This window comes from Wolbachia endosymbiont of Ctenocephalides felis wCfeJ (assembly GCF_012277315.1).
Classification (GTDB): domain Bacteria; phylum Pseudomonadota; class Alphaproteobacteria; order Rickettsiales; family Anaplasmataceae; genus Wolbachia.
In genome coordinates, this window is the sequence record NZ_CP051157.1 from 496,508 (window position 1) to 513,515 (window position 17,008).

12 protein-coding genes and 1 pseudogene are annotated in these 17,008 nt (G+C 37.4%); 7 read left to right on the top strand and 6 right to left on the bottom strand.

What is annotated here, in order from left to right; translation table 11 throughout:
- Positions 1 to 2: 2 nt before the first annotated feature.
- The 4 genes from thrS to HF196_RS02390 form a co-directional block, all read right to left on the bottom strand.
- A complete protein-coding gene (gene thrS, locus HF196_RS02375) occupies positions 3 to 1,904 on the bottom strand; it encodes a threonine--tRNA ligase (RefSeq protein ID WP_168455658.1) in 1,902 nt (633 codons plus the stop codon).
- A complete protein-coding gene (locus HF196_RS02380; protein ID WP_168455659.1) occupies positions 1,897 to 2,403 on the bottom strand; it encodes a WPE palindromic element domain-containing protein in 507 nt (168 codons plus the stop codon). The genes thrS and HF196_RS02380 overlap by 8 nt, the downstream gene beginning before the upstream one ends.
- A complete protein-coding gene (gene nuoI, locus HF196_RS02385) occupies positions 2,403 to 2,885 on the bottom strand; it encodes an NADH-quinone oxidoreductase subunit NuoI (RefSeq protein WP_168455660.1) in 483 nt (160 codons plus the stop codon). Before nuoI ends, HF196_RS02380 begins: the two co-directional genes overlap by 1 nt.
- Positions 2,886 to 2,960: 75 nt before the next feature.
- Positions 2,961 to 3,764: an enoyl-ACP reductase FabI gene (locus HF196_RS02390; protein WP_168455661.1), complete on the bottom strand. Its 804-nt coding sequence runs from the start codon at positions 3,762 to 3,764 to the stop codon at positions 2,961 to 2,963.
- Positions 3,765 to 4,274: 510 nt separating this feature from the next.
- On the opposite strand from HF196_RS02390, the gene HF196_RS02395 reads away from it, so the two are divergent.
- From HF196_RS02395 to HF196_RS02410, 4 genes are all read left to right on the top strand, one after another.
- Entirely contained in the window at positions 4,275 to 4,454 is a 180-nt protein-coding gene (locus HF196_RS02395) for a hypothetical protein (protein ID WP_168455662.1), read from the top strand.
- Positions 4,455 to 4,612: 158 nt separating this feature from the next.
- Complete coding sequence (locus tag HF196_RS02400; RefSeq protein ID WP_168456265.1) at positions 4,613 to 6,244, top strand: ribonuclease J; 1,632 nt, start codon at positions 4,613 to 4,615, stop codon at positions 6,242 to 6,244.
- A gap of 45 nt (positions 6,245 to 6,289) precedes the next feature.
- Entirely contained in the window at positions 6,290 to 6,733 is a 444-nt protein-coding gene (locus tag HF196_RS02405) for a hypothetical protein (RefSeq protein ID WP_246198601.1), read from the top strand.
- Between the two features lie 28 nt (positions 6,734 to 6,761).
- Positions 6,762 to 8,027, top strand: coding sequence for a Tol-Pal system protein TolB (locus HF196_RS02410; protein ID WP_168456266.1), 1,266 nt, complete (start codon positions 6,762 to 6,764; stop codon positions 8,025 to 8,027).
- 99 nt (positions 8,028 to 8,126) lie between these two features.
- Here the strand turns inward: HF196_RS02410 and putA are convergent, their stop codons facing one another.
- Complete coding sequence (putA, locus tag HF196_RS02415; protein ID WP_168455663.1) at positions 8,127 to 11,267, bottom strand: bifunctional proline dehydrogenase/L-glutamate gamma-semialdehyde dehydrogenase PutA; 3,141 nt, start codon at positions 11,265 to 11,267, stop codon at positions 8,127 to 8,129.
- Positions 11,268 to 11,400: 133 nt separating this feature from the next.
- Positions 11,401 to 14,004, bottom strand: a complete 2,604-nt coding sequence (gene acnA, locus HF196_RS02420; RefSeq protein ID WP_168456267.1) for an aconitate hydratase AcnA — start codon at positions 14,002 to 14,004, stop codon at positions 11,401 to 11,403.
- A 206-nt stretch (positions 14,005 to 14,210) separates the two neighbouring features.
- Between acnA and HF196_RS02425 the strand changes: the two are divergent.
- The 3 genes and pseudogenes from HF196_RS02425 to HF196_RS02435 all read left to right on the top strand — a co-directional run.
- A pseudogene (locus HF196_RS02425) lies at positions 14,211 to 14,345 on the top strand (IS5/IS1182 family transposase); the annotation flags it as partial.
- 152 nt (positions 14,346 to 14,497) lie between these two features.
- On the top strand, positions 14,498 to 15,676 hold the full coding sequence (locus HF196_RS02430) for a phage portal protein (RefSeq protein ID WP_168455664.1): 1,179 nt from the start codon (positions 14,498 to 14,500) through the stop codon (positions 15,674 to 15,676).
- Positions 15,677 to 15,881: 205 nt separating this feature from the next.
- On the top strand, positions 15,882 to 16,556 hold the full coding sequence (locus HF196_RS02435) for an ankyrin repeat domain-containing protein (RefSeq protein ID WP_256359387.1): 675 nt from the start codon (positions 15,882 to 15,884) through the stop codon (positions 16,554 to 16,556).
- Positions 16,557 to 17,008: the final 452 nt, after the last annotated feature.

Below are 17,008 nucleotides of genomic sequence, written 5' to 3' on the forward strand. Positions count from 1 at the left end.
CCTTAACTCAAATTAACATTTTTTAATAGCAACTCAGCAGCTTTTTCATAAGAAAAAGACTCTTGTTTTTCTGATCCTAAATTTCTCACTGACACAGTTTTGTTTGCAACCTCATTTTTACCTACAATCCATAATATAGGAACCTTATTTGAACTATGCAAGCGTATCTTATAACTAATTTTTTCATTGGTTAAATCAGTTTTAACCCTAATGCCTTGTTTTTTTAAAGCACTACTAATTTCTGTAGCATAGCTGTCAGCTTCATTTGTGACAGTTAGAATAGCAAGTTGCGTTGGAGCAAGCCACAGTGGAAATTTTCCTGCATAATGCTCTATTAAAATTCCAATAAAACGTTCAAAAGTTCCAAGAATTGCCCTGTGTAGCATAACAGGGTGGTGCTTTCGTCCGTCTGCTCCTATATAGAAAGCCTCCAGGCGCTTTGGTAAAATGAAGTCAACTTGCAACGTTCCACATTGCCAATTTCTACCTGTTGCATCTTTCAAAACAAACTCTAATTTTGGGCCATAAAATGCACCTTCACCAGGGTTAAGCTCATAGTTTAAACCTGCTTCTCTGACAGCTTCAAGTAGCGCTTTTTCAGCTCTATCCCACACTTCATCATCTCCTGCTCTAACATTTGGACGGTCTGAAAATTTCACGGAGATTTCATTGAACCCAAGCTCTGAATATACTTCTTTTACAAGGTCACAAAATTTTACAGTTTCAGAATTAATCTGCTCCTCCATGCAAAAAATGTGCGCGTCATCCTGCGTAAAACCACGCACTCTCATCAGTCCATGCAATGAACCTGAACTTTCGTTTCTATGACATGTACCAAACTCCGCCATACGTATTGGTAAACCGCGATAACTTTTGGTGTGAGAGTTAAAAATCTGCACATGACAAGGACAATTCATAGGTTTTATTGCTAGCTTTTTATCCCCAGACTCATCAACAATAAACATGTTTTCACGAAATTTATCCCAATGTCCTGATTTCTCCCATAGCTCTTTGCTTACTAAAATAGGCGTTTTTACTTCAAAATAGCCGTGATTTATTAATTTTTTTCTTATATAAGACTCAAGCACATTATATAAGATATATCCCTGTTCATGCCAAAAAACTTGCCCCACAGCTTCCTCTTGGATGTGAAATAAGTCCATATCCTTAGCAATCTTGCGGTGATCGCGTTTTTCCGCCTCCTCCAAACGCTTAAGATAAGCATTTAATTCATCCTTATTTTGCCACGCGGTGCCATATATTCGCTGTAGCATTGGACCATTAGCATCACCACGCCAATATGCTCCTGCAACTTTCATGAGTTTAAACGCTTTGACTCTACCTGTTGATGGCGAGTGCGGACCACGGCACAAGTCGACAAAATCACCTTGTCTATAAACAGTGAGATTTTCACTTTCCGGTATGGAGGAGATAATATCAACCTTATATTTTTCACCTATACTGCTAAAAAAATCTATTGCTTGCTTACGCGTCCAAACTTCTCGAACAAATTTGTGATTGCTTTTTATGATTTCTTTCATTTTCTTTTCTATTGCAGCAAAATCATCCGTGGTAAAGGTACGATCTGTAGCAAAATCATAGTAGAAACCATCCTGAATTGTCGGACCAATAGTAATCTGAGTATCAGGAAAGAGCTCTTTTATTGCCTGAGCCATTATATGAGCAGTATCGTGCCTTATTATATTCAAACCCACTTCGTCACTGGACCGTATTACTTCTATCTCTGTATCAGATTCAATTTCGCGTGAGAGGTCATACAGCTCACCATTCACCCTTAGGGCAACTGCTTCCTTTAAAACATCTGGTTGTAATATGTCAAAACCAGTGACTCTACCGCTGTATTCTTCTACTTTTTGTTCAGTTGGAAAAGTAAGTCTAATCATTTATCATACCTTTTGTTGTTATCCAAATACAAGCACAATTATTCAAATACTCCACAGAGCAATAGAGTAAGTGTAAGACATTAACGATTGATGTCGTTCCAGTGCTTGACACTGGAATCCAGTTTCTATTATATAGCCATCTGCTGTGCTCATTTAAAATTAAGTTTGCTGAATCCCAGTGTCTGGACACTGGGATGACATATTTCTTGGTAAAAACTACTTTTGTATCACAATGTTTGTACAACTCTGTGTTTAACACTGGGATCCAGCAAGGCTGATCGTAAACAAGCCCACTATACAGCATTTTCAGCGAGACTGCCAAAAACTGGATGCCAGTATCCGCTACTCGGATGACACCATTTGTTGTACTTTTGCCTTCAAATCTGTAACATTCGTATAGGTGTGCGTGTGACCAGAAAGAAAGAACCAGTGTCACGTGCTGGTATGGCATAGAAGGACGTTGGAATGACAGAGCTCTCGTACTGTAACTTTTTGACATTAGTAATACGGCCTATTCTTTTTCAGCCTTAGTGCAATTGCTTCTTCCCAAATTTCACCATTATGCAATAACTTTTCTTTATTGTACATTAGCTCCTCTCTTGTTTCTGTTGCAAACTCAAAGTTGGGACCCTCAACAATTGCATCGACTGGACATGCCTCCTGACAAAGTCCGCAATATATACACTTTGTCATATCAATATCATAACGCGTAGTGCGGCGACTGCCATCTTCTCTTTCCTCTGCTTCAATAACTATTGCTTGGGCAGGACAGATAACTTCACATAATTTACAAGCTATGCACCGTTCTTCACCATTTGGATACCTACGCAATGCATGCTCACCGCGAAACCTTGGACTTAGAGGTCCTTTCTCCATAGGATACCTTAGCGTGACCTTTGGCTTAAACATATATTTCAATGTAATAGTGAACCCTTTAATCAATTCTACAAAGGACCAGTACCAGGCTAACTTTTTGAGCATAGAGTATTTAAAATCCATGTAGGTAATTATAAATCATATTACCAATTTTCAAAAGGCTTTTTTTGTACTTGCCCATCAACTTTGAGTTGTACTTGAATCGCTTATCTTCATTCCTACTACATTGTATCCTGAGTCAACATGTAGAATTTCTCCAGTGGTGCCGCTACTTAAGTCACTTAATAAATACAGTGCTGCCTTTCCAACATCTTCTATTGTGGTGTTACGCCTAAGTGGAGAATTGTTTCTATTCCATTCTGATATGAAATGGAAATCGCTTATTCCAGAAGATGCTAAAGTTCTGATTGGGCCAGCAGAAATTGCATTTACTCTGATATTTTGAGGTCCAAGATCGCACGCCATATATTTTACGCTTGCTTCAAGTGCTGCTTTACATAAACCCATGACATTGTAGTTTGGCATAACTTTTTCAGCGCCATAATAAGACAAAGTAAGTAAACTACTACCATTTGGCATCATTTTTTCAGCCCTTTGTGCTAAAGCAGTGAAAGAATAGCACGATATATGCATTGCGTTGAGGAAGTTGTTCAGTGAAGTGTTGACATACCTGCCACTTAATTCATTCTTATCAGAGAATGCAATCGCGTGTACCAAAAAATCGAGCGTGCCCCATTTTTTTTCTATTACCTTAAAAACATCATCTATAGTTCCCTCATTTGCAACATCACAGTGTAATATTAGCTCCACATTTAATTCATCTGCTATAGGTAACAATTTTTCTTTTATTGTTTCATTCTGGTAGGTGATTGCAAGTTCTGCCCCATGCTCCAAGAGAGTTTTTGCTATACCATGCGCTATCGACCTCTTATTTATTATCCCGGTTATTAACCCCTTTTTGCCTTGTAATAGACTTGTTGCCATAGAACCATTTACTTTTTTACAATTTGGAATATTAGTTAGGCAAAGTCAAGCAGTTAACTACGCTTAAAAGCAATTTTTGTAGTCAGTATGAATTTAAGATGATGTGAAGGGCTGAACCCTCAATGGCGTCAACTTAAGGAAAAATGTCAGTGATTGTGTTTTCCCTATAGCTGTAATAAAGTAGATAAACAATGCTATCATGTCTTTAGAAGAGTTTGCTAAGGAAGGCTCTTAAGTCAAAGCCATTGTCTATTCAGCAGAGTGGCAAAATAAGGTAGACAAGGTAGTATAAAAAGATAACCATAGAGTAAAAGTGAATTTACAACAAAGGGTGTTATTCCAGCACGCGACACTGGGATCCAGTGAAAAAAAGAATGGATTCCAGTGTTAGCTACTAAGCCTTATTTTCATTTTTACGCAAAATCGAAAATAAGAGGTTTTTTATTTTCATTAAAGGGTGTCATTCCAGCACGTGATGCTGGAATCCAGTGAAAAAAAGACTGGATCCCAATGTCAGCTACTAAGCCTTATTTTCATTTTTATACAGAATCGAAAATAATGTATATTATAAAAAATGGTGTGCTGGAATTGAATGAATGGATATTAAAGAATCGTATACGTTCAGCCAATGGCGTCAACTTAAGGAAAAATGTCAGTGATTGTGTTTTCCCTATAACTGCAATAAGGTAGATAAGCCCAAACGCCATCATCTCTTTAGAAGAGTTTGCTAAGGAAAGCTCTTAAGTTGACGCTATTGCCTGAACCCTTCCAGGGTTATGCAAAAGTAACAAATGCCTTTATTTAAAGCTGAAGTTTTGCTATTCTCACATTTTAATAATTTAAAATTAATGAACATAAACAAAAATGAATTTTTATTTCTTCCACTTGGAGGAATAGGCAGAATTGGAATGAACGTTAGCCTATATCATTACCAAGATAAGTGGATTATGATTGATCTTGGTATTGGTTTTGCAGATGAAACTATGCCAGGTATTGAGCTATTAATTGCTGATGTAAGCTTTATTGCTCAAAGAAAAAAGGATTTACTTGGAATAATAATTACGCATGCACATGAAGATCACTGTGGTGCAGTACCTTACTTATGGGAAGAATTGCAATGTCCCATATATACAACAAAGTTCACAGTTAATTTTCTCAAAGAGAAACTGAAGGAATTTCGATTAGAGGGTATGGTGCCTGTGGAAGAGGTAGATATAAACGGCAGCATAAACTTGGGTCCTTTCACTGTTGAGTTTATAAACGTAACTCACTCAATTCCTGAAGCACATTCAATATTGGTTAGCACTGATGTGGGTAGCGCGCTTCATACTGGCGATTGGAAATTTGATCCGAAGCCTGTTGTTGGTTCAACCTCTAATGTAAGTCGTTTAAAGGAAATTGGCGACCAAGGTGATTTGCTTGCAGCAATTTGTGATTCAACAAACATATTAAGTAAACATAATCCTGAATCAGAAGGTGAAATTTATAATAATCTCTATAATGTAATAAAGCGCTCTAAAAAACTAGTTGCTGTGGCACTATTTGCTTCAAATGTAGCACGGATTGAGACGATAAGCCAAGCTGCAAACGCACTAGATAGAAAAGTCGTTCTGCTTGGAAGGTCTTTATGGAGAATAGTAAAAGTTGCACAAGATAGTGGTTATTTAACTGATTTCCAGTTCCTTGAAGCAAAAGATGTAGCAGATTTACCAAGAGAAAAGCTATTATTAATCTGCACTGGTTGCCAAGGTGAGCCAATGGCAGCAACCTCAAAGCTTGCTTACAAGAGTCATCATGCATTCAAAATGCAGCAGGGTGATACAATGATCTTTTCATCAAAAATCATTCCTGGAAATGAAACTCGCGCACATAACATGCTCAACGCTTTTATCGAAATGGGGGTAGAAGTTGTTACTGAAAAAACAGAGAATGTTCATGCTTCCGGACACCCAGTGAGAGCAGAGCTAAAAGAAATGTATTCTTTGATAAAACCTGAGATAGCTATTCCGGTGCATGGTGAATATATCCACACTCACGCACATGTAAAATTTGCTAAGGAATGCGGTGTGAAAAAAGCAATGATGATCGCACCGGGCGATATCGTTAATCTGGAAAGCGGAGAAAAAGTTGATTCAATTGATGTTGATTACTTTGGTGTTGATGGTATGTTACTGCGCTACCCAGAAAGTAATGTCATAAAAATGCGTAAGAAGATGAGAGATGCAGGAGCCATTGTAGTAACAGCAGTTGTCAATAGGAAAAATAAATTGCTTGCGAAACCAAAAGTATTCGCACCAGGTGTTTTTGAAATATCAGAAGATACAGCAATCATGCAAAGGATAATAAAAATGGTTGAGTCAGCGTTTAGTTTACAGTCGACAAAAAAAATAAGGAATAAGATTGAAAGCTCAATATTTAGTATCTTAAAGGAATATTTACTAAAAAGGCCTATAATTGAGGTTCAGATAGAACAGGTATGAAATAGACCTCTTTATATCAACCATTATTTGAGTAGGAATTTGACAATGTACTCTTTGATGTTATCCCAGTACGCAATGCTGGAATCCGTAAAAAAAAATCAGTGTCAAAGCACACAACTATATGAACATTGTGATCTGAGTCTACCAGAGGGGTGTCATCCCACTGCTCATGAGTACAACTGTACAAACACTATAGCTTTAGGACAATCTCCACCAGGAAGGTGTCATCCCAGTGTCAGAGCACTGGGATCCAGTTTTTCGTGCAACCTCGTCAAAGACGTTTGTTTTAGCATAAAACAGCTACTTTTATGCTTACCATCTCAGTGCGCCTACTTACAGTCAAATTTCTGGATTCCAGTGCTTGGCACTGGAATGACACCAGAAATTAATGTCATGTCCTTATTCTACTGTAACACGAGAAGTTCAGTATTAGCCATTCTTATGACATCGCTTGTTGCGCAGTTTAACTCCAAAATAAATATTTGCTGAGATGACAGAGAGTAAAGTAGGAAATCTAATAAAGTTGCTCATTCAGCTAGTATTACTTTTTTCTTTATTTATTCCTTGCTTTACTAAAGCTGCTCTATATGTTGACATAAGAAAAAACAGCGTTAGTAACATTGGCCTTGTCGTTTCCAAATGCGCATGTAAAACAGAGTTAGAAAGTGAATTAAGCGAGAGCATTACAAAAATAATTGAGACAAACTTATCTGATTGTGGCTTATTTAATGTAAAACGTGGTACGGAAACTACATCGTCTAAATCTTGGAAAAGCGATGCATTAGCTACAATTAGCTTAAGTGAGGTATCAAGTAAAACCTTAAAGCTATCATTGCGTTTGTCTGATGCTTTCACAAAAAGGGAGTTATTTACTCAATCAATTGTTTTCCCTGCAAAAGACTGGAGAAAAATTGCCCATCTTATTTCAGATGCAATACATGATAGATTAATTGGTGAGAGGGGGCACTTTAACACGAAGATAGCTTACATTGCTGAAGAAAAAGACAGTAACTATAAGTCCATACGCAAAATTGCTGTTATGAATCAAGATGGAAGTGATGTAAAATACTTAACAAACGGTGATAGATTTGTATCAACACCGAGATTTTCTCCCAGTGGAGAAAGCATTGTTTACATCTCATACTTGGATGGTAGGAGCTATATAATACTGAGAAATTTGAAAGACGATGTTGAGTCAATAGTTAGTGTATTCGAGGGAGTCATCTCTGCTCCGAGATTTTCTCCTGATGGAAAATCTCTTTTAATCTCTCACTCATCCAATGGTGAAACAAACATACTATCTCTAGATCTAAATAGCAAACATACGAAAAAAATTACTAAAAGTTCAGCGATAAGCACTTCTCCATCTCTTTCTCCAGATCAGAAATATATGGTTTTTAGTTCTGATGTAAGTGGAAGTCAGCAGCTATACATAATCGACTTTACTAAAAAAAATAAAAAACCGAAGAGAATTAGTTTTGGCAGTGGAAAATATGCTACACCTGTTTGGTCACCGAAAGGAGAGTTGATAGCCTTTACGAAAATCCAATCGGGAAAATTTTACATAGGGGTCATGAAGCCAGACGGTAAAGAAGAACGTCTACTCTCAGAAGGATATAAAATCGAATCTCCAGCATGGCTACCAAACGGTAGGGGAATCATCTTTACAAAAACAGAATCACAGAGTAACTCTAAACTATATTTAGTGGACCTAGTAAAGAAAAATCACAAAATGATCTCTACTCCCACAAACGCCTATTTACCGGATTGGTCTTATTTTTGAGCTACTGAGCTACACACTTCTGACTACCACAGTATTGATAACCTGAGTTTAGGTTATACAAGAAGCCCACTTTTAAAAGAAAGAAAATATCTCTGCAAATTAATCCAAGCACATAAGTGTAGCGTTACCGCCAAACGCTGTAGCATTGACACTTACAACCTTTTCTGTAGAAAAACGGTGTAAATAATTAGGACCACCAGCTTTTGGCCCAGTGCCAGATAACCCTCTACCACCAAATGGTTGTACACCAACTGCTGCGCCTATCTGATTGCGATTGATGTACACATTTCCAACTGACACTTTTTTGCTTATTAAATTGATATGATTTTGTATGCGGCTTTGTAAAGAAAACGTAAGCCCATATCCTGTACTGTTTATGTCACTTATAACCTCATTTAGTTGTGACTTATCAAAACGTACTATATGTAAAATGGGACCAAACACCTCCTGCTTTAATTGTGAAATTTTTTGTATCTCATAAATATATGGAGAAAAGAAATAACCGTTATGAGAACTTGTATCTACGGGCACCTTCGATAGGAGGCTCGAATCTTTATCTCTTGACATTTTCTCCGTGTGTTTAGTTAGCATATCAATAGATGCTTTGTCAATTATTGGGCCAATATCAGTGCTGAGCTGTATTGGATCACCGATCTTCAATTCTTGAGCTGCGCTGCATATCATCCTTATCTGTTTTTCTGCTATATCTTCCTGAATAAATAACACTCTAAGCGCAGAACAACGTTGGCCGCTACTGCGAAATGCGGAAAGTAAAACATCTGAAGTAACTTGCTCCAAGAGAGCAGAGCTGTCAACAACCATAGCATTTAATCCACCGGTCTCAGCAATAAGTGGTACAATAGGACCATCCCTGCTGGCAAGCATTCTATTAATTGTTTGAGCAGTTTGCATTGAACCAGTGAAAGCTACACCGGAGATTCTATTATCTGGCACCAATGTCTTACCCAAATACTGGCCATCCCCTGGAATAAGATGCAGTACATCTTTTGGTATCCCAGCCTCGTGTAGTATCTTAACAGCTTCGCAAGCAATAATTGGCGTTTGCTCTGCCGGTTTCGCCAGTACTGTATTGCCTGCCGCAAGTGCGGCTGCAACCTGCCCAATAAAGATAGCAAGTGGAAAATTCCATGGTGATATGCATAGGAAAACCCCTCTACCTTCAAAAAAGATAAAGTTATCTTCGCCCGTTGGGCCTGGCAATTTTTTCCAGTTATTTAGCTCATTTTTTGCTACTGTTGCATAGTAACGTAAAAAGTCAACTGCCTCCCTTACTTCTGCTATTGCATCAGATAAAATCTTTCCTGCTTCCACAATTAGAATGTAAATCAGCTCTTTCATCTTTTCCTCAATCAAGTCTGCAGCTCTTTCAAGGCACTGAGCACGTTCCTCTGCTGAAACACTCTGCCATTTAGCAAAAGCACTATGTGCTATTTCAAGAGCGTTTAAGGCCTGACTACTTGTTGCACTTGATACCTCTCCGATCACGCTTTCCAAATGTGCTGGGTTAACTACTTCAGTAAATTCAGTATCACCAAATAGCAACTCTCCACTTACTATCGGCCCAACCTGCCATTTCTTTTGACTAAATTCTTCTATGTCGTTTGCAAATTGTGAAACCGTCACTGAATCACTGATATCCATGCCTAAAGAGTTTTTCCTTTCCTCTCCAAAAATATCTTGTGGCAATGGAATGCTCGGATGAGGTTCATACTCCAAGCTTTTAGCTTTTTCTAATGGATCTGAAACTAACTCTTCAATTTTAATGTTAGAATCATTTATTTGATGGACAAATGAACTATTAGCTCCATTTTCAAGAAGGCGTCTAATAAGGTATGGTAATAAATCACTATGTTTACCAACAGGAGCATATACACGGCAATTAACGTTTGTTGCCAGTTCTGACATTGCATAATCATACAGATTTTTACCCATTCCGTGTAGACGTTGAAATTCAAATCCAGGGTGATTTTTATCAGCAAGCTCTATTATAGTAGCAAAAGTATAAGCGTTATGAGTTCCAAAGCATGGATAAAAGTGACTTGCTTTGCTTAAAAGTTTCTGTGCGCAAGCAAGGTAGCATACATCTGTGTAGCTTTTCCTAGTAAACACTGAGTAACCACTTAATCCTAATTCCTGTGCACGCTTGATTTCTGAGTCCCAATATGCTCCTTTCACAAGTCTCACCATCACTTTATGTTTTGATCGAATAGCAACATCCTCAATAAAATCAAGAACAGATAAAGCACGTTTTTGATACGCTTGTACAGCCAAGCCAAGCCCCTCCCACTGAGAAAGTGACTCATCAAGACGCAATTGCTCAAATAAAACTAATGACATCTCAAGCCTTTCTGATTCTTCTGCATCTATACATAATGAAATATTGTACTTTTTTGCTTCATGGCAAAGCTCCAATACTTTGTTTCTAAGTTCTTCGGCTATATTATCAAATTGGCTGAACTCATAACGTGGGTGTAATGAAGATAATTTGATTGAGATTCCATGAGACTTAAAGTAATCACTCGTATCAGTAGATTCACCTATGGCTTTTATTGAATGCATATAGGAATTAAAATACTCTTCTGCATCCTCAGATGTGCAAGCAGCTTCACCAAGCATATCAAAAGAGCATAAATACTTGCTATGATCATCTGACTCTATATTTTCCAATGCTTTCTCTATAGTTTCCCCAATAATAAAATGCTTACCAAGCATTAACATCGCTTGTTTTACTGCTTTGCGGATTACTGGCTCTCCTAAATTTTTAAGTAATCTAGAGATTACATGATAAAATTTTGGATCTTCTCCATTTCTCCTTAGTATACTGCTTCCTATCATTAAACTCCACGTAGAAGCATTAACAAATAACGAAGAAGAACGTCCTAAGTGTTTACTCCATTCTTGATTAGCAATTTTATCTTTGATTAGCTGATCTATCGTATAATCGTCTGGTATTCTAAGTAGTGATTCAACAATGCACATCAGCGCTATTCCTTCCTCGTTGGAAAACGAGTACTGTTGCATAAAAGAATCTATGATGCCTAATTTACTGCCTTTAATTTTTTCGACAACTTGTTTTGCAATATTGTAAATTCTATTTTTTGAATCAGCCGAAAGTTCTATCTTTTCCACAAGATAACGCACGTAACTTTTTTCATCAGCACGATAAAATCCCTGCAAACGTTTTTGCAGTTCGTTAGGTTCTTGTATAGAACTGATCATAATTATCTACAAAATACCTGATACTATGAAAGGTAAAATTATATCATAACTTCGCGTAGAATAAATCATTATTTACATAACAGGCCAGAATTGACTAAAAAAGTCTAGTGTTTACTACAATAACTTCATTAGGTTAAGAGAAGTGTGTAAGTATGTAGTTTAGTACCCCGCCACTTATCAAATACTTCATTTCAGTTGCGGTTTGTACGCAGCACTTAAGTTGAATTGATTGCTTTGAATTATCCTTTCTTGTAATGACACATTCTAGATTTCCGTCTGGCACTATTCTACCTTTTAAGTTTATTATCTCACTACCGTCAAATAGTTTTCTGGTCATCCTATCTTGAAACATGAGCGGAAGAACACCCATACCGATTAAGTTAGACCTGTGTATACGCTCGAAACTTTCTGCAATTACAGCTTTAATTCCCAGTAATGCAGTACCCTTTGCTGCCCAATCTCTGCTTGAACCTGTGCCGTATTCTTTTCCCGCAATAACAACTAATGGAACCGCTTCTTTCTTGTAGTGCATTGCTGCATCAAAAATTGACATAGTCTCTTGAGAAGGAATATGCTTTGTATATCCACCCTCGATACTCACCATTTCGTTTCTTATTCTGATATTAGCAAAAGTCCCACGCATCATTACGTTATGATTGCCACGACGAGATCCATATGAATTAAAATCGCGCGGCTCAATTCCAAGACCTTTTAAATATATCCCTGCAGGACTACTTGAGGCAATATTTCCAGCAGGAGAAATGTGGTCAGTGGTTACACTATCACCAAACATTGCTAGTATCCGCGCATCCTTTATGTTAACTACATTATTTTCATCGCCTTCCGTCGATAAATCATCAAAATAAGGCGGGTTTTGTATGTAGGTGCTTTTTGTGTCCCAGTTATAAATTTCACTTTTCTCACATTTCATTTTTTGCCAATGTTCATCACCAGAAAAAACATCCTTATACTTTTGTATGAACATCTTACGTGTTACTACACTTTTAATACAACTTTCAATCTCACTATTTGTTGGCCATAGATCTTTAAGATAAATGTCATTTCCATCCTTATCTTTGCATATAGGATCTTTCGTTAGGTCAATTCGCACAGTACCTGCAAGTGCATACACAACGACAAGTGGCGGAGATGCTAAATAATTAGCTTTGGCTAAAGGGTGAATTCTTCCTTCAAAATTACGATTACCAGATAAAACCGCAGCAACAGTCAAATTTTTGCTTTTTATATCATCCTCTATATCTTCATCAAGTGGACCGGAGTTTCCAATACAAGTCGTGCAGCCATACCCAACTAGGTTAAAACCTAAAGCATTTAGATCGTTTTGTAACCCTGATTTTTCTAAATACTCCGTTACAACTTGCGATCCTGGGGCAAGAGAAGTCTTAACCCAAGGCTTTGATTTAATTCCAAGTTTAACTGCACTGCGTGCTACAAGACCAGCAGCAATCATTACACTTGGATTTGAAGTATTGGTGCAGCTAGTTATTGCAGCAATAACTACACTTCCATCTTGGAATTTATCACTTTCCTTCGACTCATTAACAGAAAATGCTGTAGAGAAAGACTCTGCCACTTGCGAAAGAAAAACCTTATCTTGCGGTCTTTTGGGACCGGCCATTACTGGCTTCACACTTGATAAATCAAGCTCCAGTATGTCGAAAAACACTAACTCGTCATTGCTTCGCCACAATCCTTGCTCTTTCGCATAGACTTCAACTAATTTAATCAGCTCTTCTGGCCTTCCGGTTAAGCTTAAATAATCTAGAGTTTTCTGATCAATCGGAAAAAATCCACAAGTTGCACCATACTCTGGAGCCATGTTAGCTATGGTTGCTCTATCTGCCACAGATAAACAATCTAAACCACTACCATAAAATTCTACGAATTTGCCAACAACACCTTTTGTTCTTAAGATATGTGTGATTGTTAGTACTAAATCAGTCGCAGTTACTCCTTCTGAGAGCCTTCCTACTAACTTAAACCCTACCACCTCTGGAATTACCATACTAATTGGCTGACCAAGCATCACAGACTCAGCCTCTATTCCACCAACACCCCAGCCAAGAACCGATAAACTATTAACCATAGTGGTGTGGCTATCTGTGCCAACTAAGGTATCTGGATATACAATCTCATTCTCGTTACATACAACTTGCGCTAAATACTCGATATTTACCTGATGGCAAATTCCTGTGCCAGGCGGTACTACTCTAAAATTTGCGAAGGATGATTCTCCCCATTTCAAAAACTCATATCTTTCCAAATTTCTTTTTACTTCGAGTTCAACGTTTTTACCAAACGCGGAAGTGTTCCCGTAACTGTCCACTTGAACGGAATGGTCGATCACAAGATCAACAGGCACAGATGGATTTATTTTGCTTGGATCACCCCCAATTTTCTTTACATAACTACGCATTGAGGCTAAGTCAACGATGGCAGGAACTCCAGTAAAATCCTGCATCAGCACCCTTGCCGGTTTGTAGCTAATTTCATGATTAACGTGTTTCTCAACACAACTTGCTAGTATTTTTATATCATTCAGCTTTACGCTTACTCCATCCTCGTTGCGCAACAAGTTTTCAAGTAAAACCTTTAGCGAACAGGGCAATTTAGTTGGATCTATTCCTAAAAACTTACCAGCAGCGCTAAGGCTAAAGTAGCTATATGATTTTCCATCAATATTTAAAATTGTTTTTGAATTTAAAGAATTCTGTATAACCATTGTTTAAATGAAAAGACCTATAATGTTGTATTCGTATTACAATAGAGTAAACACTTCCTACAAAAACTTCAGAAATAAACACTCTTAAATCTCGATTGTCAACAGTAAACTAAAGTCAGCCTCTAGACCTGCTGCAAAAGTGATTGAAAAAATGATGAGAGAGAGGTAGAAGAAGAATCAGCAGATTGAGTAAGGTAAAAATGAGAGTAGAAAATAAGATCCGAGAGATAAAGATATTTAAGATTATGTCGAATGTTTATCGCAATTTTCAGAAAAAATATAACCTGAGGTTCAATATTATTGCTGGTATTGTGAATCTTAAGCACGCCTTTTAGTTAACCTTGATTTTAGTCACCCTCCTTTCCTTTTTTTATCGCTTGATTCGCAGCGGGTCTATACTTTCTTGTGGCACCAGCTTATTAATATTTTATACTCATTTAACTATAATCTCAAATTTTTAATAAACTTAATTTTTCAGGAGGTAAATATGAACCTTAATATTTTTCAAAGGAGAAAAACACACAAATATTCTGCTCTGCAGCTCACAATGGATCCAAGTTGGAGTGAGCTCAGTTATGCGAGTTTTGCTGAGGAAGGCTACGTTAAAAACGTTATTGCTTTTCGAGCGATCAATATGATTGCAAACGCTGCATCTTCGGTACCCTTGGTTCTCTATCAACTTACTCATCAGGGAAAGTCACAACTAAAAGTCCACCCATTACTAAAATTACTTTATTCTCCTAATCCAAGAGTATCAAAGTCAGAGTTTATTGAGGGAATTGTGACCTATAGATTAATCAGCGGCAACGCTTATGTGCTGATGATTGAATCAAATAAAAAATTACCAACAGAGCTTTATCTTCTGCGCCCAGATAGAGTTGAGATTATTCCTGGAAGAAATAACGTTCCTTATATATACCGCTATACTGTAAATGATAACAGCTATGACTTTAGGGTTGATAAGCTAACTGGACGTTCAGCAGTGCTACATCTTAAAACCTTCAATCCTTTGAGTGATTGGTATGGACTGTCACCAATTGAGGCAGCAGCATATAGCATAGATCAGCATAACCAAGCTGGTGCTTGGAATCAGGCAATGCTGCAAAATGGGGCAAGACCAAGTGGCGCAATAATTGTAAAATCAACAAAAGATGGGAGCAGTGGAAATTTAAGCCAGGAGCAGTATCAACGCTTGAAAGAACAGATAAATGATCACTATTCAGGTTCCGTCAACGCTGGAAGACCGATATTGCTTGAAGGAGGCTTAGAATGGAAGGAGATGAGCCTGACACCTAGGGACATGGATTTCATCGAATCCAAACATAGTTCAGCTCGCGATATTGCGCTGGCTTTTGGTGTTCCACCGCAGTTGCTTGGCATACCAGGTGATAACACTTATAGCAATTTAGTTGAAGCACGTCTTTCCCTTTGGGAGCAGACGGTTTTACCGATACTGGAAAATATCGTTTGTCATCTGAATTCTTGGCTGACACCAAAGTTTGGCGAGGATCTGTGCTTGTCATATGACAAGGATGCAATAGAAATCCTCATGGAAAAAAGGCAAAAGCTATGGAAATACGTAGAAAACGCAAGCTTCATGACCCTCAACGAAAAAAGAGAAGCTTTCGGTCTGCCACCATTGCCGGGTGGCGATAAGTTGAGTTGAAGATTTTATACACAATATAAATATAGCAATATTAATAAATATCAAATATCTATGTTGCATTATTATATTAGTACACTGATAAGTTGGAGGTATTTTATGAATGAAGTACAACAAACAGAGTTAAATAAACAGCTTTTTAGTGCTATTAAAAAAGGAGGGATAATAAAAGTCAATAGAAGATGGAGCGAATATTGATGCAGTAGATCTGTATGGACGTACTCCATTATATCTGGCTACTAAAAGTGGTCACCTAGAGATGATCAAAACTCTAATAAACAAAGGTGCTGAGGATATTGATGTAGTAGATGAGGATGGAAGAACTCCATTGCATCTGGCTGCTAGAGATGGCCGTCTAGGAATAGTAAAAACTCTAATAAACAGAGGAGCTTGTGTTAATAGAGTAGATAAAGATGGAAGAACTCCATTACGTTTAGTTGTTGAAGATGACCATATAAGACTTATACCTCACTTATTCCTTGAACCCGGTGTGCAAAAAGTTGTTTCTATCGAGCACGAACATGAGGAAGTAGCAAAGATTTTGGTACAATACACTCTGTTACAAGATACCGAAGTGAACAGACTAGATTATTTAGAGCAGGATTCTAATTTTAACAGGAAGGTGTTAGAATATTGGAAGCAATGTCAAGAGGAAATCAGAAAACTTAAAGAAGAGGATAAGTCACTGTATGACTTTTTAAGAGAAAGCAACATTGATAATCTAGTTAGTATATGGGAAAGAAATAAAAACGTACGCAGTAAGTTTGGCAACCAAAAAAGCTTACAAGCACAATATCCAGAATATGCCCATATTTTAATTAACAAGGCTAATGAAGCAGAAAAAGAGGAATGTTTAAAAAAGTGTGTCAAACCAAATTTTTAGTTCAACTCAACTTTTAATCGACTAGGGAAAAAATATCAAGTTGAGAAATAGTTAAAGCCCAATTAGTTATAGGCACCGTCCGTTTTTCTTCGGCTGTGATTAATAAATTATACTTAGCCTAGATATCATATAGACTTTATGCAAAAGCTATTTCAACATGACATTTATCTGGTAAGTCGTAATCATTCCACTTACATTTGTGGGTAAAAGTGAGATTCAGATCCAATTGAGAATTGTGGTTTGTCATCAAACATGCCGTAAGAAAAATGATGCTGAACTTTTAGCCTGATATTAATTCTACTATTGATTTTATTTTTCAGCACCCGTAGACCTTCTTTGGACTGGCTATAGAAGTACTCACTTTTTACCTCACATATTAACGCAATATTAATGGTAGTGTGGGTTAATAGCTTATGTCAACTAAAATATAAAATAAATTTTCTTAACTTTAT